The following is a 24,876-nucleotide window of genomic DNA, read 5'->3' on the forward strand; positions in this document are numbered from 1 at the left end:
GGATGAACCTTCTCTCTCGGGGGGTGCTGCTAGCAGCAACGGCCAGTCGGTGGGCGATCACGGACGTCGTCGATCGCCTCGACCCGCGCGTACTTTACCGATGCGTGTCAGGGGACTCGCTGGCGTAGCGACAATGCTGTGACAAGTCCCGCCGACACGAACAGCACTCCGGCGATCAACCAGGGCCGACTGGCGTCACCGCGGGTGGTCTCGTAGCCGATCTGCTCCTCGAGCGTGTCGTACACCTCGGTGAGTTCCTCGAGACTCGACGCCGTGAAGAAGTTGCCACCGGACAGGCGTGCGATCTCCTCGAGAGACGGGTCGTCGACGGGCACCGCGACGCGCTGGGTGTCGCCCTGCTCGTCGGTGATGTCCACCGTGCCGTAACTGGTGCCGAACGAGATCGTGGAGACCGGGATGCCCTTCGTCTCCGCCTCGCGGGCCGCCGTGTATCCACCGCGCGGATCGTCCGGGTTCTCGGGAACGGTCTGCTTGCCGTCGGACAACAGCACGATCCGCGCCGGCGGCGCCGCGTCCGATCCACCGAGCACCGCGCCGAGTGTCTCGATCGACTGCATCGCCGTGAAGATGGACTCGCCCGTGGCGGTCCGCTCGGCCAGCTGCAGCCGATCGATGGCCGACTTCGTCGCCTCACGATCGGTGGTCGGTGAGACCAGCACCGACGCCGTACCCGCGAACGCGACGAGCCCCAGGTTGATGCCGGGAGTCAGGCCGTCGGCGAATTGCTTGCCGGCCTCCTGCGCCGCTGCGAGTCGCGTCGGCTGGACGTCGGTGGCCTCCATCGACAACGACACGTCGATGACGAGCATGACCGTCGCCCGGTTACGCGGAACCCGTTGATCGGACGTCGGCCCGGCCAGTGCGACGGTCAGGAAGAGCAGCCCCACGAGCACGAGCGCCGTGGGGACGTGGCGCACCAGCCCGGGGCGCTGCGGTGCGACGCGTTCGAGCAACTCCATGTTGGTGAAGCGCATGGTGTTGCGCTGACGGCGGCGCTGCGCGAGCACGTAGGCCACCACCAGGCCCGCGACCACGACGAGGAAGAGCAGCCACCAGGGTGACGAGAAATCGGACAGGCTCACCGCGTACTCGCTCCCATGCTCGCGCCGTGGCGTCGCCGGGACACGAAGCGGACGACGTCGGCGATCCAGTCGCCGTCCGTCCGCAGGGTGAGCCGAGGCGCGCTGCAGCCACGCAGGATCTTCTCGACGTTCGCGCGGTGCGCCGCGGCGGCGGCCGCGAAGTCCTCCCGCAGGCGGGGTGTCGTGCTGAACTCCCGCGTCCGTCCCGTCTCCGGGTCGTGCAACACCACGTCACCGACATCGGGCAACTCGAGGTCGCGGGGATCGACGACCTCCACCGCCAGCACGTCGTGGCGCGCCGCCAGAGCTCGGAGCGGACGCTCCCAGTCCGTCGGACCGAGGAAGTCACTGACGACGACCACCATGCCGCGTCGACGTTCGGGCCGTCGCAGAGCGTCGATGGCGCCGACGAAGTCGCCGCGAGTGCCGTCGGGCGCGTGCGGTGTGGTGGCCACCGTGCGGAGCAGGGACTGGATGTGCGCCCGACCCCCACGTGCAGGAACGCGGACGACACGTTCGCCCGTCGCGACAACGGCACCGATGCGGTTGCCGCCGCCACTGGTCAGATGCGCGATGGCCGACGTGGCCGCGACGGCGAGGTCCCTCTTCTCGCACCCCGCGGTGCCGAAGTCGAGGGAGGCCGACAGGTCGACCGCCATCCACGTCTCGAGCTCGCGGTCCGCGACACTCTGACGGACGTGGGGGTGCGTCGTCCGGGCGGTGACGGACCAGTCCATCTGCCGTACGTCGTCGCCCGGCTGGTACTCGCGTGCATCGCCCGGTTCGGAACCCGGACCAGGGATGAGACCCAGATGATCGCCGTGCAGCACGCCGTCGAGGCGCCGACGAACGGTCAGCTCGAGGGTGCGCAGCGCAGCCGACAACCGAGGGTCCTCCAGCGACCCCGAGGCGAAGGACGGGGGCGCGCCGCGCAACGACTGCTGCACGGCGGGCGCCCCGAACACCGGATCACCGGGCCGGCCACCCGTGGGTGACGCCATGGTCACCGCGTGGGATCGGTCGCGGGGGTCTGCTTCTGCATCCACGGCGCCGGACCACCCTGCTGGGGGCCGTTCTGCTGCGGACCACCCTGCTGAGGACCGTTCTGCTGCGGACCATTCTGCTGGGGACCGTTCTGCTGCGACGATCCGTCGGGACCGGGCTGCGTGGGCGGTCCGGGCTGGAACTGCTGCGGTCCGCCCGGTCCCTGCTGCTGGGGGCCCTGCTGCTGAGGTCCGTTCTGCGGAGGACCGTTGTGCTGGGGAGCCGGTGCCTGCTGCTGGACCGGCTGCGCGCCGACCTGCGGCAGGCCCACCGTCTGCAGGATGCGCGTGATGATCTGCTCGGGCGTGATCTCGTCGGCCAGGGCGTCGTACGAGAGCACGAGGCGGTGCCGCAGCACGTCCGGCACCACGTCGAGGACGTCCTGCGGCACGACGTAGTCCCGTCCACGCAGGAACGCCAGCGCACGGGAGGCGCTGATGATGCCGAGGGTCGCTCGGGGCGACGCGCCGTAGGCGATCCAGCCGGCCACGTCGTCGAGGCCCACGTCGCGCGGAGTACGGGTGGCGGCGATGACGCGCACCACGTAGTCGACCAGAGCGTGGTGGACGAACACGGACGCCGCGACGTTCTGAAGGCGCACCAACTCGACCGGGTCGAGGATCTGCTTAGGCTGCGGAGCCGCGACGCCCATGCGATAGACGATCTCGCGCTCCTCCTCGACCGTCGGGTAGTCCACGACGATCTTGAACAGGAAGCGGTCGCGCTGCGCCTCGGGAAGGGGGTACACGCCCTCGTTCTCGATGGGGTTCTGCGTCGCCATGACCAGGAACGGATCCGGCATGGGATACGTGTGACCACCGATGGAGACGTGGCGCTCGGCCATGACCTCGAGGAGAGCCGACTGCACCTTGGCCGGAGCTCGGTTGATCTCGTCCGCGAGCACGAAGTTCGCGACAACCGGGCCGAGCTCGGTGTCGAATTCTTCTTTGCCCTGACGGTAGATGCGCGTACCGATGAGGTCGGTGGGCACCAGGTCCGGCGTGAACTGCACGCGGGAGAACGAGCCCCCGACCACCGTCGCGAACGTCTCCACCGCCAACGTCTTCGCCACACCGGGAACACCCTCGAGCAGGACGTGCCCACGTGCGAGAAGCCCGACGAGGATGCGTTCCACCAGTCGGTCCTGACCGACGATGACGCGTTTGACCTCGTAGACGGCCTTCTCGAGCGTCTGCACGTCCCGAGAGATGTCGGTCGTGTCGGTCTCTCGTGACGTCACCTGTGGAACCACCGCTTTCTACCCGGACTCTGCTGCCGAGCACCACTATTGCAGGTGGCGAGGACACATGACGTTCTACCTGCTCGGACGGGGTGTCACTCCACCATGCGGACGGCGTACGGCGTCATGCCGTCGAAACGGACGGGCGACACCTTCACCACCGATCCCGACTGCGGAGCCTCGAGCATCTTGCCGTCACCGAGGTAGAGGGCGACGTGCTGCGAGGCGCCCGGACCGTAGAAGATCATGTCGCCGCGGCGCATCTGGGACGACGGCACCTGCTTGCCGGCCGTGTACTGGTAGCCGGTGTAGTGCGGGAGCGAGATCCCGAGACCACCGAAGGCGTACATCATGAGGCCGGAGCAGTCGAAGCCCACCTTGTTGTAGTCGCCGTAGCTGTCGGCGACACCGCCGTCGCGGATGCCCTTGGTCGGCCCGTTCTCGTTGCCGCCACCCCACGAGTAGGGGGTGCCCAACACGGACATGCCGCGGTCGATGACGAGTTCGATGGCTGCGGACCCGGTGAGCGACGGATCCTTGGTGGCGGTTCCGCGACCGCCGCCGGACGACGTGCTGCCCGACGACGTGCTGCCCGACGACGAGGTACCCGAGGACGTGCCGCCCGAGGACGAGGTACCGGACGACGTGCTTCCCGAGGACGAGGTACCGGACGACGTGCTCCCCGACGAGGTGCCGTTCGACGTCGATCCGGTCAGGTCGGTGTGGTCGCGCTCCCCGTCCACCAACGCAGCGGCACGATCGGCGGCGGCCTGGTTCGCGGCCACCCGGGCGGCCGCGGCCACCGCTGCCTCCTGCGCTGCCTGCGCGGCTGCCGCGGCGGCGGCTTCCTCCGCCTGACGCTGCTGGTCCCACTGCGAGTACGCGTCGCGCTGTCCCTCGAGTCCCGCGGCGTCGTTGCGCGCCTGCTCGAGTTCGGCGGAGGCGCTGTCTCGCTGCGCCTCGACGGCCGCCTTCTGTGCTGCCTGCTCCTGCTGTGCGGCCACGGCCGCGGCGATGGCCTGCTCCGCCTCGTCCTTCTTCGCGTCCGCTTCCGCGGAGGCACGATCGGCCTCGATCTTGCTCTGGCGTGCGGTGGAGTCTCGGTTGGCCTCCTCGGTACGCGCCCGCTGCAGGCTGTCCAGGGTGGCGTTCTGCTTGGCGGACAGCATCCGCAGGATCTGCGCTCGATCGAGCACGTCCTGCGGCCCCTGCGCGTCCAGCAGGGAGGAGACACCGGCGGACCCGGTGCCCTTGACGTAGTCGGTGACAGCGAAGGCGTCGAACTTCTTCTGCGCGTCGGAGATCATCTGGCCGGCGTCGCGAAGGGCCTGCTGCGCGATGCCGACGGCCGCGGCGGCGGCGTCGGCGACGGTGCGGGCGTTCTGCAGGTCGACGAGGGCCTTGTTGACATCCTCGCGCTTGACGGCCACCTGCGCGTCGATCGCGGCGAGCTGCTGGTTGGCCGAGGCGACCTGGTCGATGAGTTGGCCGACTCGGCCGAGTTGGTCCCCCACGCGTGCACCGGCGGCGGCGATGTCGGAGTCGGAGGGATTGGGAGGGGGTGGCGGCACGGCGGACGCGAGACTCGGTGCGAGGAACCCCGTCCCGGACAGCAGCAGCGTCGTCGCGACGACGGCGCCCCCGATCGTGCGACGCAGAGCCCGCGGTCGACCGATGTGCCGTCGACCTCCGGAGTATCGCTTCACCTGTTCGTCTCCCTCACGTCCGCAGTGCGGATTCACCCACCACACGCGTGGGGAGGACACGACGCAGCGTGACAGGATCCCGGATCACAGCCGACAACGGCCGACCCGGGAGCAATGATCAGCCCCTCTGCGACACTTCTTCCCCAAGCAGTGCCATGCGAACCGTACGACACTTCGAACGCTTAAGGAACTCCAGTCACAAATGACACATGTGTCATTCCGCGGACCACATCGGCGCTGATCAGGACGTTGTCCGAGAAAAAATCATTCGGACTTTTTTGGGAACGGTCACTGCCCGTCGGGCGTGACGGCCTCTCGATCGGTGACTTCTCCCGAACGATGACGGCGTTCGTTCGCCCACCACGTGCCGCCGAGCACGGCGACGACCACGAGAACCAGGCCGAGAGTGATGCCGGTCCACGGCGGGCCGGGCTCCACGAGCACGTCGAGAAAATTGCCCGCGGACTGCACCGCGTTGCCGGTGTACGCCTGGTCCTGACCCGCTTCGAGCGTCACGCGATCGATCGAGTCGCTGAATGTGCCGACCTGTCCCGGACCGATCACGAGGACCGTTCCACCGTCGGTGGCACCGACCGAGGTGGCGAGATCGCGGAGCTGCGAATCGAGCGGCGCCGGCGCGTCGAGCACGACGATGCTCAGGTCGATCCCGTGTTCGTCGGCGCGCGCCACGACACCCTCGAGCCCGACCACGTCCTGACCCGGCGCGGCCACCCCGTCGTCCGCGACGTCGGCGAGAGTCGCCTGCAGGTCGACGAACGTCGGCACCTCACTGATCATCGGTAGGGCGAACAGCAACTGATCACTCAGCGGTAGGGCCGGGAGAGGAGAGAGAGACATCGTCCGTCCGTTGTCGTCGATCGCGAGGCGATGCGGTGGATCGCGAGGCGATGATGGTCGAAATGTGTGCGCCGTCGAGCCGGACCCTACGGGACGGGACCGTTGCCGAGCCCGAGGCGCACCGAGGTGCACGGAGGCAGCCCTTCGTTGCGCCCGGAACGCTGCCGGGGAACGATGAGTGCGCAACACGGTGAGAACGACACGGCGATTCGGCCACTCGTTCTCACAGGACAAGCGTACTGTTAGAATCGAAACACCGAGACTGCGGCGGCCTCGACGCCACCCGGGTGCACCCTCACCCACGGCGATGTCCGCCCGCTCTCGCCACGCCGTCGACACAGCCCCGTCGACGGCAGCCCAGAAGACGAGTGGAGCTGACGTGACCGCAAGTATCGATTCGTTCGGCGCCAAGGGAACGCTGGAGGTCGGAGAGAACTCGTACGAGATCTTCCGCCTGAAGGCCGTCCCCGGCACCGAGAAGTTGCCCTATGCCCTCAAGGTCCTCGCGGAGAATCTCCTGCGTACCGAGGACGGCGCGAACATCACCAAGGACCACATCGACGCGATCGCCGCGTGGGACCCGTCCGCCGATCCGAGCATCGAGATCCAGTTCACGCCGGCCCGCGTGATCATGCAGGACTTCACCGGTGTCCCCTGCATCGTGGACCTCGCGACCATGCGTGAGGCCGTCACCGCTCTCGGCGGCGACCCGGAGAAGGTCAACCCGCTCGCTCCGGCCGAGATGGTCATCGACCACTCCGTCATCATCGACGTGTTCGGCCGTGCCGACGCGTTCGAGCGCAACGTCGACATCGAGTACCAGCGCAACGGCGAGCGCTACCAGTTCCTGCGCTGGGGCCAGGGCGCGTTCGACGACTTCAAGGTCGTCCCCCCGGGCACCGGCATCGTGCACCAGGTCAACATCGAACACCTCGCGCGCACCGTCATGGTCCGGAACGGTCAGGCGTACCCCGACACGTGTGTCGGCACCGACTCGCACACCACCATGGTCAACGGCCTCGGTGTGCTCGGCTGGGGCGTCGGCGGCATCGAGGCCGAGGCGGCCATGCTCGGCCAGCCCGTCTCCATGCTCATCCCCCGTGTCGTGGGCTTCAAGCTCAGCGGCGAGATCAAGCCCGGTGTCACCGCGACCGACGTCGTGCTCACCGTCACCGACATGCTGCGCAAGCACGGCGTCGTCGGCAAGTTCGTCGAGTTCTACGGCGAGGGTGTGGCCGAGGTCCCCCTGGCGAACCGCGCGACGCTCGGCAACATGAGCCCCGAGTTCGGTTCCACCGCGGCGATCTTCCCGATCGACTCGGAGACCGTCGACTACCTGCGCCTGACCGGGCGCTCCGACGAGCAGCTCGCTCTCGTCGAGGCGTATGCCAAGGAACAGGGCATGTGGCACGACCCCGAGAACGAGGCGACGTACTCCGAGTACCTCGAGCTCGACCTCGGCGACGTGGTGCCGTCCATCGCCGGACCGAAGCGCCCGCAGGACCGAATCCTGTTGTCGGAGTCGAAGATCGCGTTCCGTAAAGACATCCACAACTACGTGGGCGGCGAGGACGTCGACGCCACCCCGTCGAAGCTGGACGAGGCGCTCGACGAGACCTTCCCCGGTTCCGATCCCGCCACCCTGTCCTTCGCCGACGACGATGCGGCTCCGCTGCACTCCGCCGCCGGCAACGCCGAGGGTCGCCCGACCAACCCGGTGCGCGTCGACTCGGACGAGCAGGGCTCGTTCGTCCTCGACCACGGCGCCGTCGCCATCGCGTCGATCACCTCGTGCACCAACACCTCGAACCCGTCGGTCATGCTCGGTGCGGCACTGCTCGCCAAGAAGGCTGTCGACAAGGGCCTGACCAGCAAGCCGTGGGTCAAGACCTCGATGGCGCCGGGCTCACAGGTGGTCACCGACTACTACGACAAGGCCGGCATGTGGCCGTACCTGGAGAAGCTCGGCTTCTTCCTCGTCGGATACGGCTGCGCCACGTGTATCGGTAACTCGGGACCGCTCGATCCCAAGATCTCCGAGGCAATCCAGGACAACGACCTCACGGTCACCGCTGTCCTGTCCGGTAACCGCAACTTCGAGGGTCGCATCTCCCCCGACGTGAAGATGAACTACCTCGCGTCCCCGCCGCTCGTCATCGCCTACGCGCTGGCCGGCACGATGGACTTCGACTTCGAGCACGACGCTCTCGGTCAGGACAACGAGGGCAACGACGTCTTCCTGAAGGACATCTGGCCCTCGCCCAAGGAGATCCAGGACACGATCGACTCGTCCATCTCCAAGGAGATGTACACCAAGGGCTACGCCGACGTCTTCAAGGGCGACGAGCGCTGGCGCGGACTGCCCACCCCGGACGGCAAGACGTTCGAGTGGGACCCGCAGTCGACCTACGTGCGGAAGCCCCCGTACTTCGACGGCATGCCCAAGGATCCGGAGGCCGTCACGGACATCTCCGGTGCGCGCGTGCTGGCGTACCTCGGTGACTCGGTCACCACCGACCACATCTCCCCTGCCGGCAACATCAAGGCGGGAACGCCTGCCGCGCAGTACCTCGACGAGCACGGTGTCGAGCGCAAGGACTACAACTCCTTCGGCTCGCGTCGCGGCAACCACGAGGTCATGATCCGCGGAACGTTTGCGAACATCCGGCTGCGCAACCAGCTCCTCGACGACGTCTCGGGTGGCTACACCCGCGACTTCACGCAGGACGGTGGCCCGCAGGCCTTCATCTACGACGCGTCGCAGAACTACCAGAACGCCGGCATCCCACTGGTCGTCCTGGGCGGCAAGGAGTACGGCTCCGGATCCTCGCGTGACTGGGCCGCCAAGGGCACCCGCCTGCTCGGCGTCAAGGCCGTCATCACCGAGTCGTTCGAGCGCATCCACCGCTCCAACCTCATCGGCATGGGCGTCGTCCCGCTGCAGTTCCCCGCCGGTGAGTCGGCGGCGTCGCTGAAGCTCGACGGCACCGAGACCTTCGACATCTCGGGCATCACCGAACTGAACGAGGGCCGGACGCCGAAGACGATGCACGTCACCGCGACGAAGGAAGACGGCTCTGCCGTCGAGTTCGACGCCGTGGTCCGCATCGACACCCCCGGCGAGGCGGAGTACTACCGCAACGGCGGCATCCTGCAGTACGTGCTGCGCAACATGATCGGCTGATCACCGCGGTGGTCACCACCCCGTGAGGGGAGCAGAACGCGCACGACCGCGCCGCGATACCGCGTGTATCGCCGGTTCGGTCGTGCGCGTTCTGCGATCAGCACGATGTCCCCCAGCACACGACAGGAGCACCGAGTGCCGAAGGTCAGCGACGACCATCTCGCGGCGCGCCGAAGTCAGATCCTCGACGGCGCGCGCCGCTGTTTCGCCGAATACGGTTACGAGGGCGCCACGGTGCGGCGTCTCGAGGAGGCCACCTCGCTCTCGCGAGGAGCGATCTTCCACCACTTCAAGGACAAGGACGGGCTGTTCCTCGCGCTCGCCCGCGACGACGCGCGCCGCATGGCCGACGTGGCCGCCGAGCAGGGGCTCGTCCAGGTGATGCGGGACATGCTCGCCGCTCCCGACCAGTTCGACTGGCTCGGAACACGTCTGGAGATCGCTCGACGGCTCAAGACCGACGCCGAGTTCCGTGCCGGGTGGTCGGAGCGCTCGGTCGAGCTGCAGGACGCCGTCCTGTCACGTCTCGAGCGTCAGAAGTCCGCCGGCCGACTGCGGGACGACGTACCCACCGCGGTGCTGCTGGGATACCTCGACCTCGTCATGGACGGTCTCGTGACCCGCATCGCGTCGGGCCAGGGCACCGAGAACCTGTCGGCCGTCCTCGATCTGGTCGAGGAGTCGGTCCGTCGCGATCGGCCGTGAGCCGACTCAGGCGAGCGTGATCAGGTCGAGGTAGTCCTGCGACCAGTGGTCCTCGTTGCCGTCCGGCAGGAGAATCACTCGTTCGGGAGACAGCGCCTCGGCCGCACCCGGATCGTGCGTCACCAGCACGACGGCGCCCTTGTAGCTGCGCAGCGCCTCGAGTACCTGCTCACGCGAGATCGGGTCGAGGTTGTTGGTCGGCTCGTCGAGCAGCAGCACGTTGGCCGCCGACGAGACGAGGCCGGCGAGCGCGAGTCGCGTCTTCTCACCGCCGGAGAGCGTGCCCGCGGGCTGCTCGAGCTGCGGGCCGGTGAACATGAACGCACCGAGCAGCGACCGCAGCTCCTGCTCCGGGGTGTCCGGTGCCGCGTGCCGCACGTTCTCCCAGACCGACGCCATGTCGTCGAGCGTGTCGTGCTCCTGGGCGAAGTAGCCGATGCGCAGACCGTGACCCGGTTCGATCTGGCCCGAATCGCTCTTCTCCGTGCCCGCCAGGATGCGGAGCAGAGTCGTCTTGCCGGCGCCGTTGAGGCCGAGCACCACGACGCGGGAACCGCGGTCGATGGCCAGATCCACACCCGCGAAGATCTCCAGGGACCCGTACATCTTGGTGAGGTTCGACGCCATGAGCGGCGTCTTGCCGCACGGTGCGGGCTCGGGGAAGCGAATGTGAGCCACCCGGTCGGACACGCGCTCCTCGTCGAGGTTCGCCATCAACTTGTCGGCACGCTTGGCCATGTTCTGGGCCGCCACGGCCTTGGTGGCCTTCGCACCCATCTTCGCGGCCTGGGCGCGCAGAGCTCCGGCCTTCTTCTCCGCGTTGGCCCGCTCGCGGCGACGACGCTGCTCGTCCGTCGACCGAGCGTCGAGGTACTTCTTCCAGTTCATGTTGTAGACGTCCGGCTCGCCGCGGACGGCATCGAGAAACCATACGCGGTTCACGACGTCGTTCAGCAGTTCCACGTCGTGACTGATCACGATGAGCCCGCCCTCGTGGCTCTGCAGGAAGCCGCGGAGCCAGGTGATGGAATCGGCGTCGAGGTGGTTGGTGGGCTCGTCGAGCAGGAGTGTGGTGGCCGAGCGACCGCCACTGCCGTCGGACGCCGCGAACAGAATGCGTGCCAGCTCCACACGGCGACGCTGACCGCCGGAGAGGGTGCGCAAGGGCTGCGCCAGGACACGGTCGGGCAGTCCGAGGCTGTTGCAGATGCGCGCCGCCTCGCTCTCGGCCACGTAGCCGCCGAGCGAGGCGAAACGCTCCTCGAGCTCGCCGTACCGGCGGACGGCCTTGTCGAGCCGGTCCTCGTCGGCCACCTCGGCCATGAGTGCCTGCTGCTTCTCCATGTCGTGCAGCAAGGTGTCGAGTCCGCGGGCGGACAGGACGCGATCCTTGGCCAGCAGGTCGAGGTCGCCCTCCTTGGGGTCCTGCGGCAGGTAACCGATGTCCCCGGTGCGGGTGACCGAGCCGGCGTAGGGCTCGCCCTCCCCTGCCAGAATGCGGAGAGTGGTGGTCTTCCCGGCGCCGTTGCGGCCCACGAGGCCGATGCGGTCCCCGGCCTGCACGCGCAGGGCGGGCCCGGGAGCGGACAGAAGAGTACGCACGCCGGCACGAACCTCCAGGTCGGTGGCGGTGATCACGGTGCGAACTCCTCGATCGTCGTAGTTGTCCGGTCACAGACCGGGCGCAGCGCGAAGTCGACTGCGTAGCAATCCCTCATTTTAACGCCTCCGCAGGCTCCCACGGTCCACGCAGACGTGACTCCGCTAACGTTCGACGCATGGAGAAGGAACAGGATCTGCAGGGGCGTGTCGCCGTGGTCACCGGCGCGAGCCGCGGAATCGGTCGGGCCATCGCGGCCGACCTGCTCGCTCGCGGCGCCGCCGTGACGGTGACCGCCCGCAAGAAGGACCAGCTCGACGCCACCGCCGAGGAGTTGCGCGCAGCGGTACCGGGGGCCACCGTGCTCACCATCGCCGGCAACGCCGGGGACGAGGAGTCCCGCCGCGAGACGGTCGACCGCACGGTCGCCGAGCTCGGCTCACTCGACATCCTGATCAACAACACCGGCATCAATCCGGTGTACGGATCGCTGATGGAGGCCGACCTGGCCGGTGTCCGCAAGATCTTCGAGGTCAACGTCGTGGCGACGCTCGGCTTCATCCAGGAGGCGCACCGCGCGTGGATGGGCGAGCACGGCGGCTCGATCGTGAACCTCGCCAGCGTGGCGGGAATTCGCTCCACCGGAGTCATCGCCGCGTACGGCTCGTCCAAGGCGGCGCTCATCCGGCTGACCGAGGAGCTCGCGTGGCAGCTCGGACCATCGATCCGTGTGAACGCGGTGGCCCCCGGCGTCGTCAAGACCAAGTTCGCCGAGGCACTCGTCGCCAACGGCGAGGAGGCGGCGGCCGCCGGCTATCCGATGAAGCGACTGGGAACGCCCGAGGACGTGGCCTCGCTCGTCGGGTTCCTCGTGTCCGACGCCGCGTCGTGGATCACCGGTGAGACGGTGCGCGTCGACGGCGGCCTGCTGGCGACGGGGACGTTCTGACCGACGTCCTCGTCGTCGGCGCCGGCCCGTCCGGTCGCGCGGCGGCACATCGCTGCGCGGCCGAGGGTGCAACGGTGACACTCGTCGACCCGCATCCGGATCGTCGATGGATCAACACGTACGGGATGTGGACAGACGAGATTCCGGACTGGGTGCCGGCGTCGACGCGCGCGTCCACGTCCCGCGCCCCCGTCGTGGTCGGCACACGACGACACGTGGTGGACCGGGAGTACTCGGTGCTCGACACCGGTCGACTGCAGGACGGCCTCACGCTCGACGGAGTGTCGGTCGTCGCAGACTCCGCGGTAGCGCTCACGCCCACGTCGGTGACCCTGCGGAACGGCGCGGCCCTGTCCGGCGGCACGGTGATCGACGCCCGCGGCTCGGCGGTCGGACCCGGCGTCCCCGAGCAGACGGCCCACGGGGTCGTGGTCGACGAGGAGACCGCGGCGCGTGCGTGCGGCGACGAGTCCGCGGTCATCATGGACTGGCGGCGGGACAACGGTGCGGACGCGGACGCGGTGCCGTCCTTCCTGTACGTGGTGCCGCTCGGCGGCGGCGCGGTGCTGCTCGAGGAGACCTGCCTGGTCGGTCGGCCCGGCCTCGCCTCTCCCGAGCTCTCACGTCGGCTCGTCACACGATTGGCCGCGCGGGGTGTGACTTTGCGCGGCGACGAGCCCGTCGAGCGGGTGCGCTTCGCGATGCGCCCGCCGGCCGGCCCCACCCGCGGGGTCGTCACCACCGGCACGCGGAGTCCGGCTCTGCACACCGCGACCGGGTACAGCGTCGCTGCCTCCCTGCGCCGAGCGGACGTGATCGCGTCGGCCGTGCTGCACGGCGGCGGCGTCGACTCGGCGGGATCGCGGGCGGTCAACCGGCTGCGGTCGGTGGGCGCGGACGCTCTGCTGTCCTTCCCGCCCGATGCCCTCGCGCCGTTCTTCGACCGATTCTTCGAGATGCCGTCGACGCTGCAACGGGCCTATCTGTCGTCGGACGACGACGTCGCCGGCATGTCCCGGGCGATGCTGACGTTGTTCTCGCGGATCAACTCGTCCGACCGCCGCGTGATCCTCGGAGCGGTGCGCCGGGCGGTGTTCTCCGCGGCGGTGGGGACGCGTTCGTGACGGGTGGTGGAAATGTGACCGGGCGTACCCCAAGATTGGACATATGCGATCGATCTGGAAAGGCTCCATCGCCTTCGGCCTGGTGAACGTGCCGGTCAAGGTGTACACGGCCACCGAGGACCACGACATCAAGTTCCACCAGGTCCACGGCAAGGACGGCGGTCGCATCAAGTACGACCGGAAGTGCTCCGTGTGCGGTGAGTCGGTGCAGTTCGCCGACATCGACAAGGCCTACGAGACCCCTGACGGCGACCGGGTGATCCTGACCGATCAGGACTTCTCGTCGCTGCCCGCCGCCGAGAAGCACGAGATCCCGGTTCTCGAGTTCGTGCCGACCGACCAGATCGATCCGATCCTGTTCGACAAGAGCTACTACCTGGAGCCGGACTCCACGTCCCCGAAGGCCTACGTGCTCCTGCGGGAGACCTTGTCCACCACCGATCGCACCGCACTGGTGCACTTCACGCTGCGACAGAAGACACGCCTCGCGGCCCTGCGCGTGCACGACGACGTGCTGATGATCCAGACGCTGCTGTGGCCCGACGAGGTGCGGGCCGCCGAGTTCTCCTCGCTCGACGACGTCACCGCGCCCCGCCCCAACGAACTGAAGATGGCGGGGGCACTCGTCGAGAGCATGTCGGGCGACTTCGACCCGTCCGAGTACACCGACGACTACCAGATCGAACTCCGCAAAGTCCTCGACGAGATGATCGAGAACGGCGGTGAGAAGGTGGTCCACGCCGAAGCGGAGGACACCGACTCGGGCGAGGACGCCGAGGTCGTCGATCTGGTCGCCGCACTCCAGCGCAGCGTCGAGGCGGCAGGCCGGTCCGGCCGTGGTCGTCGCGGCGACACCGACTCGGCGTCGACGAAGGACGAGTCGGAGAACGAGGAGTCCGCGACGAAGGCTCCGGCGAAGAAGACAGCCGCGACGAAGGCGCCGGCCAAGAAAGCGGCAGCGAAGAAGGCCCCCGCAAAGAAGACGGCCGCGAAGAAGGCGGCGGCGAAGAAGGCCGGGAGTGGCACGTCGTCGAAGGACGAGGACCAGCAGCGCAAGGGGGCGTGAGGTCTCACGACCACGTCGTGCGCGTGCGCACTGGCCTCACAATCAAGCGCCCACGGAACCGTATGTCTCACAACGTCAAACGTGGTTGATCACCCCGCGGATGCTCTTAGGGTCTCTGGAGAGACACAGCGAGTCGTCCCGGTCACACCCGGGACGGGTGCCGCATCCATCGGGGGAGATCACATGTTCGACGATTACACGTTCACCACTGTCGCCAACGACGCGCACCTGGTCAGCCCGGTCGTCGCTCTGACGGGCGACGCTCCGTCGCTGTTGTTCTCGCGCAAGTACGCGGACGTCGCGGCGCTGTCCGCCGGCGACCACGAGTTGCTGCGACCGATCGTCGATCCGAGCACTGCCGAGCAGGTGCGCTCCATGGCGCCGCCCGCGGCCGAGGTCGCGCTGGTGTTCGGTGCGAACGGCTTCGTGGGAGCGCATCTCGTCGCGGAACTGTCTGTGCGGCCCGGAATCACGACGGTCTACGCCGGTGTCCGATCCGCCGGTGACTCCTCGGCCGCCGAGCGTTTCGAGGAGACCGTCGCTCAGTACTCGATCACCGGGATCGATCTCGCGAAGATCGTCGTCGTCGAGGCGGTTCCGACCCGGACGAACTTCGGTCTCGACGAGGACACCTACCTGCAGCTCCGCCGCACAGTGGACCAGGTGTTCAACTCGGCCAGCTCCACGGACTACGACTCGAGCTACCTCGAGCTCCGACACGACTGGTTCGTCTCCCTGCTGCGCGTGGTCCAGTTCACCCTGGAGGATCGCCGCAAGCACCTCACCTACATGGGGTCCATCGGCGCCTTCATCTACACCAGCCCGGAAGACTTCCTGCGTCCTGATTCCTGGTGGTACTCGGGCTACTGCCAGATGAAGTGGATCAACGGTCAGCTCCTCGGGTGGCTCGCGCGGGACGGCGTCGCGTCCGTGACCCTGGTCGAGTCGCCGTACGTGCTCGGCAGCACCACCGTCGGCAAGGACCCCGGCCGCGTCTACAGCTTCTGGCGTGCGATCGAGCTGGCGAGCAGTGTCGGTGCGATGTGGGACGGCCCCGGCATGAACTACGCTCCCGTCGACGTACTCGCGAGCGTGCTGGCGGACAATGCGCTCGGCGACGACACGCTCCCCCACCTCGTGCCGTCCAATCCGGTGCCGTACAGCAATGCCGTCCTGGCATCGGCTCTCGGCCTGGACCTGGTGCCGTGGGCAGAGTTCAAAGCGATCGTCGACCGCGCGATCCCGGCGGAGAAGACGGCGTCCCTGCTCGGGTCCGACGTCAACGACCTCATCCGCCGTTCCAACGCACCGTCGCTCATGCCGTCGTCCTTCGACGGATCCTCGTGGGACCACGATGCGCTCTTCGCGCTGTACCTGTCGGTCATCCAGTTCCGCGATGCGACGGCTCGCCGACCCCGACTGGTCACCGCGTGAGCAGTAGCGCACAGACCCGCGACGTCCTCGGCCGTGCACGATGAGTCGCGTCCCGCCGCAACCGATGTTCCTGGAATCCGGCGCGCGGTACCGGGTCCGGGTGTTCCTCGGCGACTTCGTGAACTTCACCCTCGGACTCGTCTACTACGTCGCCTGCGCGACCCTCGGAGTGCTCGCCGTCGGGGTCGACGCCGTGCTTCGCACCCATCTCTACGACGCGTTCATCGCGCTGGTCGAGCGCATCGACCACGGTAAGGAGACGGTGGTGGAGCCGTCGTGACCCGAGCAGCCACCACCGCCGGAACCGTGGCTCTGGCCGCCCTCGTCGGCGGGTACTCGTACTGGCGCAGCGCCGCCTTTCTCCGTGATCCGGATCGATCGGTGCCCTCGGACCCGTCGTCCATCGTGTCGGCCGCCGACGGGTACGTCACCTACGTCAAGCGAGTCGAGTCCGGGCAGATCCCCGTCGCCGTGAAGAAGAGACGCACCATCCGGCTGTCCGAGTACGCCGGTATCGACTCCGACGCGAGCGGGTGGCTCGTCGGCACCTATATGACCGAGCACTCGGTCCACCGCAACCGCGCACCGATCGAGGGAGCGGTGGTGGTGCGTGAACACCGCGGCGCGGCGCCGTTCAACCGGTCGATGGCTCGCATGACGGCGAACCTGTTTCTGCACCGCACGCCGTACGACGAGGGGTGCGAGTACCTCCTGACCAACGAGCGACTCACCATCGGTGTCCGGCACGCCGACGGCCCCACCGTCTTCGTCACGCAGATCGCCGATCTGTGGGTGGATCGGATAGTCGCCCACGTCGAGGTCGGTGAGCACCTCGCTCGCGGCGAGCAGTACGGCCTGATCCGCTTCGGATCGCAGTGCGACGTGTTCCTACCCGACGCTCTGCTCGACGGTGACGTCCTGGTACGGCCGGGGCAGTACGTGTGGGCCGGTGAGTCGGTGCTCGCCCGGTCCGTCGTGGGGCCGGCACCGACAACCCGGAGCCCGATGCAGGACGACCTCGAGGAGGCCCTCTCATGACCTCGCGTACGGACTGTCGGCCGGACACGACCGATGCCGTGACCGTCACGGCGGTGCGCACCCGTCGCGACTGGTCGACCTTCGCGAAGGTGCCGTTCACGGTCTACCGGGACGACCCGAACTGGATTCCCGGCGACATCGCGGACGTGGGGTCGATGCTGCGTCGGCCGTCGGAGAAGACGCGGAGCCGGATGACGAGCCAGGCCTTCCTCGCGTATCGCGGTCGGCGGCTCGTGGGGCGGATCGCGGCCATCGCCGACCTGGTCTTCATCTCGCACTACGAGCAGCAGACCGCGTACTTCGGATACTTCGAATGTCTCGACGACCGGGAGGCCGCGCACGCTCTGCTCGACGCCGTGGCCGACTGGGCTCGGGGCCGGTCGCTGAGCGCCGTGGTGGGGCCGATGAGCCCGTCACTGCTGTGGAGCGCGGGAGTACTGGTGCACGGCAACGACATTCCGCCGCTGGTCGGCATGCCCCACAATCCCCCCTACTACGCCGATCTCCTCGAGTCGTGGGGCATGACCAGCATAAAGGAGTTCCACAGCTTCTATCACGACGATCCGCACACGCTCGTGCAATCGCCGCCGTTCGCACGGAAGTACGCGATGGGCCAGAGGTGGAAGGCGCGATCGTCGGTCGTCGTGCGGCCGATGAATCCGGCGACGTTCGACGAGGACGTGGCGAAGTTGCGGGTGCTCTACAACACCGCATTCGCGTCGTTCTGGGGATTCACGCCGGTGGAACCCGACGAACTCGATGCGCTCGTGGCGACCATGCGCCCGATTCTCGACCCCGAGATCGTACTGTTCGCCGAACTCGACGGCGAGGTCGTCGGCTTCGTCATGGGCATTCCCGATGTGAACAGGGCAGCCCTGGGGGCGGTGCGCTCACGGTTCGGCATCGTGCGCGATCTCCACACGATCGCACGGTGGCGTGGGCCCGGCGGACGCCGACATCGCACTCACGTGCGGCTGGACATGATGTTCGTGGACCCGAGCTGCCCCGACAAGGGCACCTCGGCACTGCTGATCTTCGAGCTGTTCCAGCGCATCCACGACCGCGGGTACGACTCCATCGAAGCCGCACCGGTACTCGCCGACGGCGGCTGGTTCCGCTCGGTGCGGGCGTCCTACCCGGTGGATCCGAGCAGGACGTACCGCATCTTCTCGCGTGAGATCGGGTGAGCCGGCTCTAGACGGTGAAGCCGAGCGCGCGCAACTGCTCGCGGCCGTCGTCGGTGATCTTGTCCGGTCCCCACGGCGGCATCCAGACCCAGTTGATCTTCAGGTCCTCGGCGAGACCACTGCGCACCAGCGCGGTGCGGCTCTGGTCCTCGATCACGTCGGTCAACGGGCACGCCGCAGACGTCAGTGTCATGTCGAGAGTGACCACGGCCTCGTCGTCGATGGTGATTCCGTAGACCAGTCCGAGGTCGACGACGTTGATGCCGAGCTCGGGGTCGACGACGTCACGCATGGCCTCCTCGAGGTCCTCGATGACGGAATCGGGCGCCACTGCGCCGTTGTCGGTATCGGTCATGATCGTCCTCCACTGTTCGCGTGCTCGTCCTGCGTCTCCACAGTACGAACAACGGCGTCCTTGAATGCCATCCATCCGAGCAGCGCGCACTTCACGCGTGCCGGGTACTTCGCCACACCCGCGAAGGCGATGCCGTCGCCGATGACGTCCTCGTCACCCTCGACGGTGCCGCGGCTGCCGACCATCGCCGAGAAGGCGTCCACCGTGAGGAGCGCGTCCTCGACGGAGAGTCCGACGACCTGGTCGGTCAGGACCGAGGTGGCCGCCTGACTGATGGAGCACCCCTGCCCGTCGTAGGACACGTCGGCCACGACACCGTCGGCGACGTTCACGCGCAACGTGACCTCGTCACCGCAGGTGGGGTTGACGTGGTGCACCTCGGCGCCGAACGGCTCGCGGAGCCCGCGACCGTGCGGGTGCTTGTAGTGATCGAGGATCACTTCCTGGTACATCTGTTCCATTCTCACGCGGCACCGCCGACGCCGAAGAACGTCTGTGCCGTGCGGATCGCGTCGCGCAGCGCGTGCACTTCCTCCACCGTGTTGTAGACGGCGAACGAGGCACGGGCCGTCGCGGCCACGCCGAAACGACGGTGCAGCGGCCACGCGCAGTGGTGACCGACGCGGATGGCGACACCCTCGTCGTCGAGGATCTGTCCCAGATCGTGCGCGTGGATGCCGTCGACGACGAACGACACGGCTCCCCCGCGATCCTGCGTGTCCGTCGGCCCGATGATGCGGAGCCCGTCGATGGTGGCGAGCTCCGACAGTGCGGCAGCCGTGAGCGTCTGTTCGTGCGCGGCGACGGCGTCCATCCCCAGCGCGTTCAGGTACTGCACGGCCGCACCCAGGCCGACGACCTGCGACGTCATGGGCACACCGGCCTCGAACCGCTGCGGGGGCGGTGCGTAGGTGGTCTGCTCCATCGTCACGGTCTCGATCATCGACCCACCGGTGATGAAGGGAGGCATCGCGGCCAGGAGCGCCGCCTTGCCGTACAGGACACCGACTCCGGACGGTCCGAGCATCTTGTGCCCGGAGAACGCCGCGAAGTCGACGTCGAGCGCGGAGACGTCGACCGGCATGTGCGGCACCGACTGGCACGCGTCGAGGACGACCAGTGCGTCGACCGCACGTGCACGGCGGACGAGTTCCTCGGTGGGAGCCACCGCGCCCGTCACGTTGGACTGATGAGTGAACGCGACCACGCGCGTGCGGTCGGTGAGCTCGAGCGAGTCGAGATCGATCCGGCCGTCGTCGGTGACCCCGTACCACCGGAGCGTCGCACCGGTGCGACGCGAGAGCTCCTGCCACGGAACAAGATTGGCGTGGTGCTCGAGCTCGGTGATGACGATCTCGTCACCGGGACGCAACGAGCGCGCGAAGCGGTCGTCGCCGAGGACGTGCGTCACGAGGTTGAGCGACTCGGTGGCGTTCTTGGTGAACACGATCTCGTCCGCGCGGGCACCCACGAAGGCCGCGATGCCGGCGCGGGCGCCCTCGTAGGCGTCCGTGGCCTCCTCGGCCAGCTGGTGCGCCCCGCGGTGCACGGCCGCGTTGCAGGTGGTGAGGAAGTGCCGCTCGGCGTCGAGCACCTGCACCGGACGTTGAGACGTCGCGCCCGAGTCGAGGTACACCAGTGGCTTGTCGTCGCGCACGGTACGACCGAGGATCGGGAAGTCCTCCCGAAGCCTCGCGACGTCCAGGGTGCCGACCGACGCGACGGCCGTCATGCGCCCGCGGTGGTCTTCGTGAAGCGCTCGTATCCGTTGGCCTCGAGCTCGTCGGCCAGCTCCGGTCCACCGGACTCGACGATGCGGCCCGCGGAGAACACGTGCACGTGATCGGGCGTGATGTAGCGCAGGATGCGGGTGTAGTGCGTGATCAGGAGAATGCCGCCGTTCTCCCGTTCCTTGTAGCGGTTGACACCCTCCGACACGACGCGCAGAGCGTCGACGTCGAGGCCCGAGTCGGTCTCGTCGAGGATGGCGATCTTCGGCTTGAGCAGGCCCAGCTGCAGGATCTCGTGGCGCTTCTTCTCGCCACCGGAGAAACCTTCGTTGACGCTGCGCTCGGCGAAGGCCGGATCGATGTCGAGCTCGGTCATCGCCTCCTTGGCCTCCTTCACCCAGTGCCGCAGCTTCGGGGCCTCGCCTCGCACGGCAGTGGCCGCGGTGCGGAGGAAGTTGGACATGGACACACCGGGGACCTCGACGGGGTACTGCATCGCGAGGAACAGGCCGGCGCGAGCGCGCTCGTCCACGGACATCTCCTGGACGTCCTCACCGTCGAGCAGGATGGTGCCCGAGGTGACGCGGTACTTGGGATGGCCGGCGATCGCGTAGGACAGCGTCGACTTGCCCGAGCCGTTGGGGCCCATGATGGCGTGCGTCTCGCCCGACGAGACCGTCAGATCGACGCCCTTCAGGATCTCGATCGGCTGCGCGGCATCGTCGGTGTTCGCGACGTCGACGTGCAGATCGCGGATTTCGAGAGTGGACATGATGTTCCTTGCCTGTCTGTGAATCGGGAGAAGGTGGTCGCGCGAGGGGTCAGACTCCGGTGATGGCGAGTTCCGCCTCGACCGCGTCGGAGAGACGCTCGCGGATCGACGCCACCGGGATCTTCGCGATGATGTCGTGGAAGAAACCGCGCACGACGAGCTTGCGTGCCTGGTCCTCCGGGATGCCGCGGGCACGGAGGTAGAACAGCTGCTCGTCGTCGAAGCGACCCGTCGCACTCGCGTGACCGGCCCCGACGATCTCGCCGGTCTCGATCTCGAGGTTCGGCACGGAGTCCGCACGCGCGCCGTCGGTGAGAATCAGGTTGCGGTTGAGCTCGAACGTGTCCGTGCCCTCCGCCTTCGCACCGATGACGACGTCGCCGACCCACACGGTGTGGGTGTCGGGCTTCTTCGACGCCGGGTCGCCCTGCAGGGCACCCTTGTAGACCACGTTGGACTTGCAGTGCGGCGCGGTGTGGTTGACCAGCAGGCGCTGCTCGAGATGCTGACCGTCGTCCGCGAAGTACAGGCCCAAGAGCTCGGCATCGCCGCCCGGACCGGTGAAGTTCACCGTCGGGGTCAGGCGCACCAGATCGCCGCCAAGGCTGACCGACACGTAGCGCAGGACGCTGTCGCGGCCCACCTTCGCGTGATGCGACGCGACGTGCACCGCGTCGTCGTCCCACTCCTGCAGAGCCACGACCGTGAGGTGCGCGCTGTCCGCGACGACGAACTCGACGTTCTCGGCGTACGTTCCGCTGCCGCGCTGCTCGAGTACGACGGTCGCCTTCGCGAACGCCTCGACGCGGATCTGGACGTGGCCGTAGGCGACGGCGTCCGCTCCGGGACCGTCGACCGTGACGATCAGCGGATCCGCGAGCTCGGCCTCGGAGGCCACCGTGACGACGGTGGCCGAGTCGAAGGACGAGTACGCCTGTGCGGCGACGCGATCGGCCGGCGCACCCGCGGTGCCGAGCCGCACGTCGTCACGACCGACGGTCTCGACGCGCACGGACTCGGGCGCGTCGGTGACCGTCACGGTCGCGGAGCCCGTGGCCACGGCGGTGCCGTCGTGGAGACCACGCAGGCGCCGCAGCGGTGTGAAGCGCCAGATCTCGTCGCGGCCGGACGGCACCTCGAACGCGGCGACGTCGTAGGACGAGAACTGCGCGCCCTTGTTCGCGACGATCGCGCGCTTGTTCTCGGTGGCGGGGTTCTCGCCGGTGACGGCAGCCTTCACCCCGGTGTCGGTGTGGGGCAGGGTCATCCGACCGATCCCTCCATCTGCAGCTCGATCAGGCGGTTGAGCTCGAGGGCGTACTCCATCGGGAGTTCCTTCGCGATGGGCTCGACGAACCCACGCACCACCATGGCCATGGCCTCGTCCTCGGTCATGCCGCGGCTCATCAGGTAGAACAGCTGATCGTCGCTGACCTTCGAGACGGTGGCCTCGTGGCCCATCGTCACGTCGTCCTCGCGGATGTCGACGTACGGGTAGGTGTCGCTGCGGCTGATCTGATCGACCAGCAGTGCATCGCACTTGACGGTCGACTTCGACCCGTGCGCACCCTTGTTGATCTGGATCAGGCCGCGGTAGGACGCCCGGCCGCCGCCGCGAGCGACGGACTTGCTCACGATGTTGGACGACGTGTTCGGCGCGAGGTGGAGCATCTTCGAGCCGGTGTCCTGGTGCTGGCCCTCACCGGCGAACGCCACCGACAGAACTTCGCCCTTGGCGTGCTCACCGGTCATCCACACGGCCGGGTACTTCATCGTGACCTTCGAGCCGATGTTGCCGTCGATCCACTCCATCGTCGCGCCGGCCTCGGCCTTGGCGCGCTTGGTGACGAGGTTGTAGACGTTGTTCGACCAGTTCTGGATGGTGGTGTAGCGGCACCGACCACCCTTCTTGACGATGATCTCGACGACTGCCGAGTGCAGCGAGTCGGACTTGTAGATGGGCGCGGTGCATCCCTCGACGTAGTGCACGTAGGCACCCTCGTCGACGATGATGAGCGTCCGCTCGAACTGGCCCATGTTCTCGGTGTTGATGCGGAAGTACGCCTGCAGCGGGATGTCCACGTGGACGCCCGGCGGCACGTAGATGAAGGACCCACCGGACCACACCGCGGTGTTCAGCGCGGAGAACTTGTTGTCACCGGCCGGGATCACCGAACCGAAGTACTCCTGGAACAGCTCCGGGTGCTCACGCAGACCCGAGTCGGTGTCCAGGAAGATGACGCCCTGCTCCTCGAGATCCTCACGGATCGAGTGGTAGACGACCTCGGACTCGTACTGAGCGGCGACACCCGACACGAGGCGCTGCTTCTCCGCCTCCGGGATGCCGAGACGGTCGTACGTGTTCTTGATGTCGGCGGGCAGATCGTCCCACGTGGCGGCCTGCTTCTCGCTGGACCGCACGAAGTACTTGATGTTGTCGAAGTCGATGCCGTCAAGGTTCGATCCCCAGTTCGGCATGGGCTTGCGCTCGAACGTGCGCAGCGCCTTCAGGCGCGCCTCGAGCATCCACTCGGGCTCGCTCTTCTTGTCGGAGATGTCGCGGACGACCGCATCGCTGATGCCGCGCTTGGCGCTCGCACCGGCGACGTCGGAGTCGGACCAGCCGTATCCGTAGGTCCCGAGAGACGCGATGGTCTCGTCCTGCGTGAGTGTCGCGGGCACCGTGGGGGTCACCTGGTCTGGTGTGACGGTCATGCGGGCTCCTTCCGGAGACGATCGAGCGGGCTGTTCGGGCTGGAGCTGGTGGTACGGGCCGAATCGAGAGCTGTTCGGTCGGGGTGGACCGTGCCGCTGTCGGCAGCATCACTCGGTGCAACGCCGACATCGTCGTCGGTATTGCCTGATTCGGGAGTCGAGAGTGTGCGAAGGGGCACATGGGTGGTGCACGCGCAGTCACCGTTGGCGATGGTGGCGAGACGCTGTACGTGCGTTCCGAGCAGGTCGGCGAACGCCTCGCGCTCGGCGGTGCACAGCTCGGGGAACTCGGCCGCGACGTGCGACACCGGGCAGTGGTGCTGGCAGATCTGCACCCCGTTGCCGACCGGGCGGGTGGAGGCGGCGAAGCCCGACTCGGTGAGCGCCTCGGCAATGGCGTCGGCCGTCTCGGAGACGGACTGCTGCGAGGACGTGTCGGCCGGCTCGACGTCGCCGACGATCGACTGGATGCGTCGGCGGGCGAACGTGCGCACCGCGTCGTCGCCGCCGATCTCCCGCAGGTGCCGCATGGCCGCACCGGCGAGATCGTCGTACGAGTGGCCGAGTCGAGAGCGTCCGTGCGCGGTCAGGGAGAACAGCTTCGCGGGGCGACCGCGGGTACGCGCGCCGGGACGCGAGGTCATCGTGACGCGCGCGTCGCCCGCGTCGATGAGAGCATCGAGGTGGCGGCGCACGCCGGCGGCGCTGATGCCGAGACGGGACCCGACCTCGGTGGCACTGATCGGACCCTCCTCGAGCAGGAGCGTCACGACGGACGACCGCGTGCGGCCCTCCGACGTTGCCGAACCCGACGTTGCCGAACCGGACGTCGCCGAATTCGGGGTGACGGTGACCGACGCGACGTCGGCGCGGGCGCTGATGCGCTCGCCGGAACGTTCGGTAGTCGTTTTCACAACACCAGTGTGACCGAATTACCGGAGAGGTTCCAGCAAGGGCACCCTGGGTAGCAGGACCGATGCTGCGGCGACGTTCGTGATCGGCGCCGGTGTCGATACGCTCCGTTCTGTGCCCGCACCTGCCGACGACCCCGTGCCCACCGCGCCGG

General features: G+C 68.0%; 22 protein-coding genes. 9 read left to right on the forward strand and 13 right to left on the reverse strand.

The window, feature by feature from the left end; translation table 11 throughout:
* Positions 1 to 107 precede the first annotated feature (107 nt).
* From JOE30_RS14550 to JOE30_RS14570, 5 genes are all read right to left on the reverse strand, one after another.
* The gene (locus tag JOE30_RS14550) at positions 108 to 1,103 is read right to left on the reverse strand and encodes a VWA domain-containing protein (RefSeq protein WP_204867489.1); all 996 of its coding nucleotides are present in this window, start codon (positions 1,101 to 1,103) and stop codon (positions 108 to 110) included.
* Complete coding sequence (locus JOE30_RS14555) at positions 1,100 to 2,110, reverse strand: DUF58 domain-containing protein (protein ID WP_371831721.1); 1,011 nt, start codon at positions 2,108 to 2,110, stop codon at positions 1,100 to 1,102. Before JOE30_RS14555 ends, JOE30_RS14550 begins: the two co-directional genes overlap by 4 nt.
* Positions 2,107 to 3,387 carry an AAA family ATPase gene (locus JOE30_RS14560; RefSeq protein WP_204867491.1) on the reverse strand — a complete coding sequence of 427 codons (1,281 nt, stop codon included), beginning with the start codon at positions 3,385 to 3,387 and terminating at the stop codon, positions 2,107 to 2,109. Before JOE30_RS14560 ends, JOE30_RS14555 begins: the two co-directional genes overlap by 4 nt.
* A gap of 95 nt (positions 3,388 to 3,482) precedes the next feature.
* Complete coding sequence (locus tag JOE30_RS14565; protein ID WP_371831675.1) at positions 3,483 to 5,093, reverse strand: NlpC/P60 family protein; 1,611 nt, start codon at positions 5,091 to 5,093, stop codon at positions 3,483 to 3,485.
* A gap of 288 nt (positions 5,094 to 5,381) precedes the next feature.
* Positions 5,382 to 5,951 (reverse strand): DUF6676 family protein, encoded by a 570-nt coding sequence (locus JOE30_RS14570; protein ID WP_204867492.1) that lies wholly within the window; start codon positions 5,949 to 5,951, stop codon positions 5,382 to 5,384.
* A 379-nt stretch (positions 5,952 to 6,330) separates the two neighbouring features.
* On the opposite strand from JOE30_RS14570, the gene JOE30_RS14575 reads away from it, so the two are divergent.
* Positions 6,331 to 9,135 (forward strand): aconitate hydratase, encoded by a 2,805-nt coding sequence (locus tag JOE30_RS14575; RefSeq protein WP_307806186.1) that lies wholly within the window; start codon positions 6,331 to 6,333, stop codon positions 9,133 to 9,135.
* A gap of 135 nt (positions 9,136 to 9,270) precedes the next feature.
* A complete protein-coding gene (locus JOE30_RS14580) occupies positions 9,271 to 9,840 on the forward strand; it encodes a TetR/AcrR family transcriptional regulator (protein WP_027505306.1) in 570 nt (189 codons plus the stop codon).
* A gap of 6 nt (positions 9,841 to 9,846) precedes the next feature.
* Here JOE30_RS14580 and JOE30_RS14585 read toward each other — a convergent pair whose 3' ends face one another.
* Complete coding sequence (locus JOE30_RS14585) at positions 9,847 to 11,478, reverse strand: ABC-F family ATP-binding cassette domain-containing protein (protein WP_027505305.1); 1,632 nt, start codon at positions 11,476 to 11,478, stop codon at positions 9,847 to 9,849.
* Between the two features lie 140 nt (positions 11,479 to 11,618).
* Between JOE30_RS14585 and JOE30_RS14590 the strand changes: the two genes are divergently transcribed.
* The 7 genes from JOE30_RS14590 (at position 11,619) to JOE30_RS14620 (ending at position 18,238) form a co-directional block, all read left to right on the forward strand.
* On the forward strand, positions 11,619 to 12,389 hold the full coding sequence (locus JOE30_RS14590) for an SDR family oxidoreductase (protein WP_204867494.1): 771 nt from the start codon (positions 11,619 to 11,621) through the stop codon (positions 12,387 to 12,389).
* Complete coding sequence (locus JOE30_RS14595) at positions 12,386 to 13,513, forward strand: lycopene cyclase family protein (protein WP_204870410.1); 1,128 nt, start codon at positions 12,386 to 12,388, stop codon at positions 13,511 to 13,513. The genes JOE30_RS14590 and JOE30_RS14595 overlap by 4 nt, the downstream gene beginning before the upstream one ends.
* Positions 13,514 to 13,556: 43 nt before the next feature.
* Positions 13,557 to 14,579 carry a Ku protein gene (locus JOE30_RS14600; protein WP_204867496.1) on the forward strand — a complete coding sequence of 341 codons (1,023 nt, stop codon included), beginning with the start codon at positions 13,557 to 13,559 and terminating at the stop codon, positions 14,577 to 14,579.
* A gap of 183 nt (positions 14,580 to 14,762) precedes the next feature.
* Complete coding sequence (locus JOE30_RS14605) at positions 14,763 to 16,013, forward strand: SDR family oxidoreductase (protein ID WP_239532384.1); 1,251 nt, start codon at positions 14,763 to 14,765, stop codon at positions 16,011 to 16,013.
* A gap of 40 nt (positions 16,014 to 16,053) precedes the next feature.
* The gene (locus JOE30_RS14610; RefSeq protein ID WP_204867498.1) at positions 16,054 to 16,293 is read left to right on the forward strand and encodes a hypothetical protein; all 240 of its coding nucleotides are present in this window, start codon (positions 16,054 to 16,056) and stop codon (positions 16,291 to 16,293) included.
* Entirely contained in the window at positions 16,290 to 17,051 is a 762-nt protein-coding gene (locus tag JOE30_RS14615; RefSeq protein ID WP_204867500.1) for a phosphatidylserine decarboxylase, read from the forward strand. Before JOE30_RS14610 ends, JOE30_RS14615 begins: the two co-directional genes overlap by 4 nt.
* On the forward strand, positions 17,048 to 18,238 hold the full coding sequence (locus JOE30_RS14620; protein ID WP_204867502.1) for a GNAT family N-acetyltransferase: 1,191 nt from the start codon (positions 17,048 to 17,050) through the stop codon (positions 18,236 to 18,238). The genes JOE30_RS14615 and JOE30_RS14620 overlap by 4 nt, the downstream gene beginning before the upstream one ends.
* 7 nt (positions 18,239 to 18,245) lie before the next feature.
* On the opposite strand, the gene JOE30_RS14625 is transcribed toward JOE30_RS14620, so the two are convergent.
* Genes JOE30_RS14625 through JOE30_RS14655 form a run of 7 tightly spaced genes read right to left on the reverse strand, consistent with a single transcriptional unit; the run spans position 18,246 to position 24,691 of the window.
* Positions 18,246 to 18,593 carry a metal-sulfur cluster assembly factor gene (locus JOE30_RS14625; RefSeq protein ID WP_027505300.1) on the reverse strand — a complete coding sequence of 116 codons (348 nt, stop codon included), beginning with the start codon at positions 18,591 to 18,593 and terminating at the stop codon, positions 18,246 to 18,248.
* Positions 18,590 to 19,060, reverse strand: a complete 471-nt coding sequence (gene sufU / locus JOE30_RS14630; RefSeq protein ID WP_027505299.1) for a Fe-S cluster assembly sulfur transfer protein SufU — start codon at positions 19,058 to 19,060, stop codon at positions 18,590 to 18,592. The genes JOE30_RS14625 and sufU overlap by 4 nt, the downstream gene beginning before the upstream one ends.
* Positions 19,057 to 20,325: a cysteine desulfurase gene (locus JOE30_RS14635; RefSeq protein WP_204867504.1), complete on the reverse strand. Its 1,269-nt coding sequence runs from the start codon at positions 20,323 to 20,325 to the stop codon at positions 19,057 to 19,059. Before JOE30_RS14635 ends, sufU begins: the two co-directional genes overlap by 4 nt.
* Entirely contained in the window at positions 20,322 to 21,095 is a 774-nt protein-coding gene (sufC, locus tag JOE30_RS14640) for a Fe-S cluster assembly ATPase SufC (protein WP_027505297.1), read from the reverse strand. Before sufC ends, JOE30_RS14635 begins: the two co-directional genes overlap by 4 nt.
* 49 nt (positions 21,096 to 21,144) lie before the next feature.
* On the reverse strand, positions 21,145 to 22,362 hold the full coding sequence (gene sufD, locus JOE30_RS14645) for a Fe-S cluster assembly protein SufD (RefSeq protein ID WP_204867506.1): 1,218 nt from the start codon (positions 22,360 to 22,362) through the stop codon (positions 21,145 to 21,147).
* The gene (sufB, locus tag JOE30_RS14650) at positions 22,359 to 23,810 is read right to left on the reverse strand and encodes a Fe-S cluster assembly protein SufB (protein WP_027505295.1); all 1,452 of its coding nucleotides are present in this window, start codon (positions 23,808 to 23,810) and stop codon (positions 22,359 to 22,361) included. The genes sufD and sufB overlap by 4 nt, the downstream gene beginning before the upstream one ends.
* Positions 23,807 to 24,691 carry a metalloregulator ArsR/SmtB family transcription factor gene (locus tag JOE30_RS14655; protein WP_204870413.1) on the reverse strand — a complete coding sequence of 295 codons (885 nt, stop codon included), beginning with the start codon at positions 24,689 to 24,691 and terminating at the stop codon, positions 23,807 to 23,809. Before JOE30_RS14655 ends, sufB begins: the two co-directional genes overlap by 4 nt.
* Between the last annotated feature and the right edge of the window lie 185 nt (positions 24,692 to 24,876).

It is taken from the genome of Rhodococcus sp. PvP016 (genome assembly GCF_017832185.1).
In the GTDB taxonomy this organism is placed as follows: Bacteria; Actinomycetota; Actinomycetes; order Mycobacteriales; family Mycobacteriaceae; genus Rhodococcoides.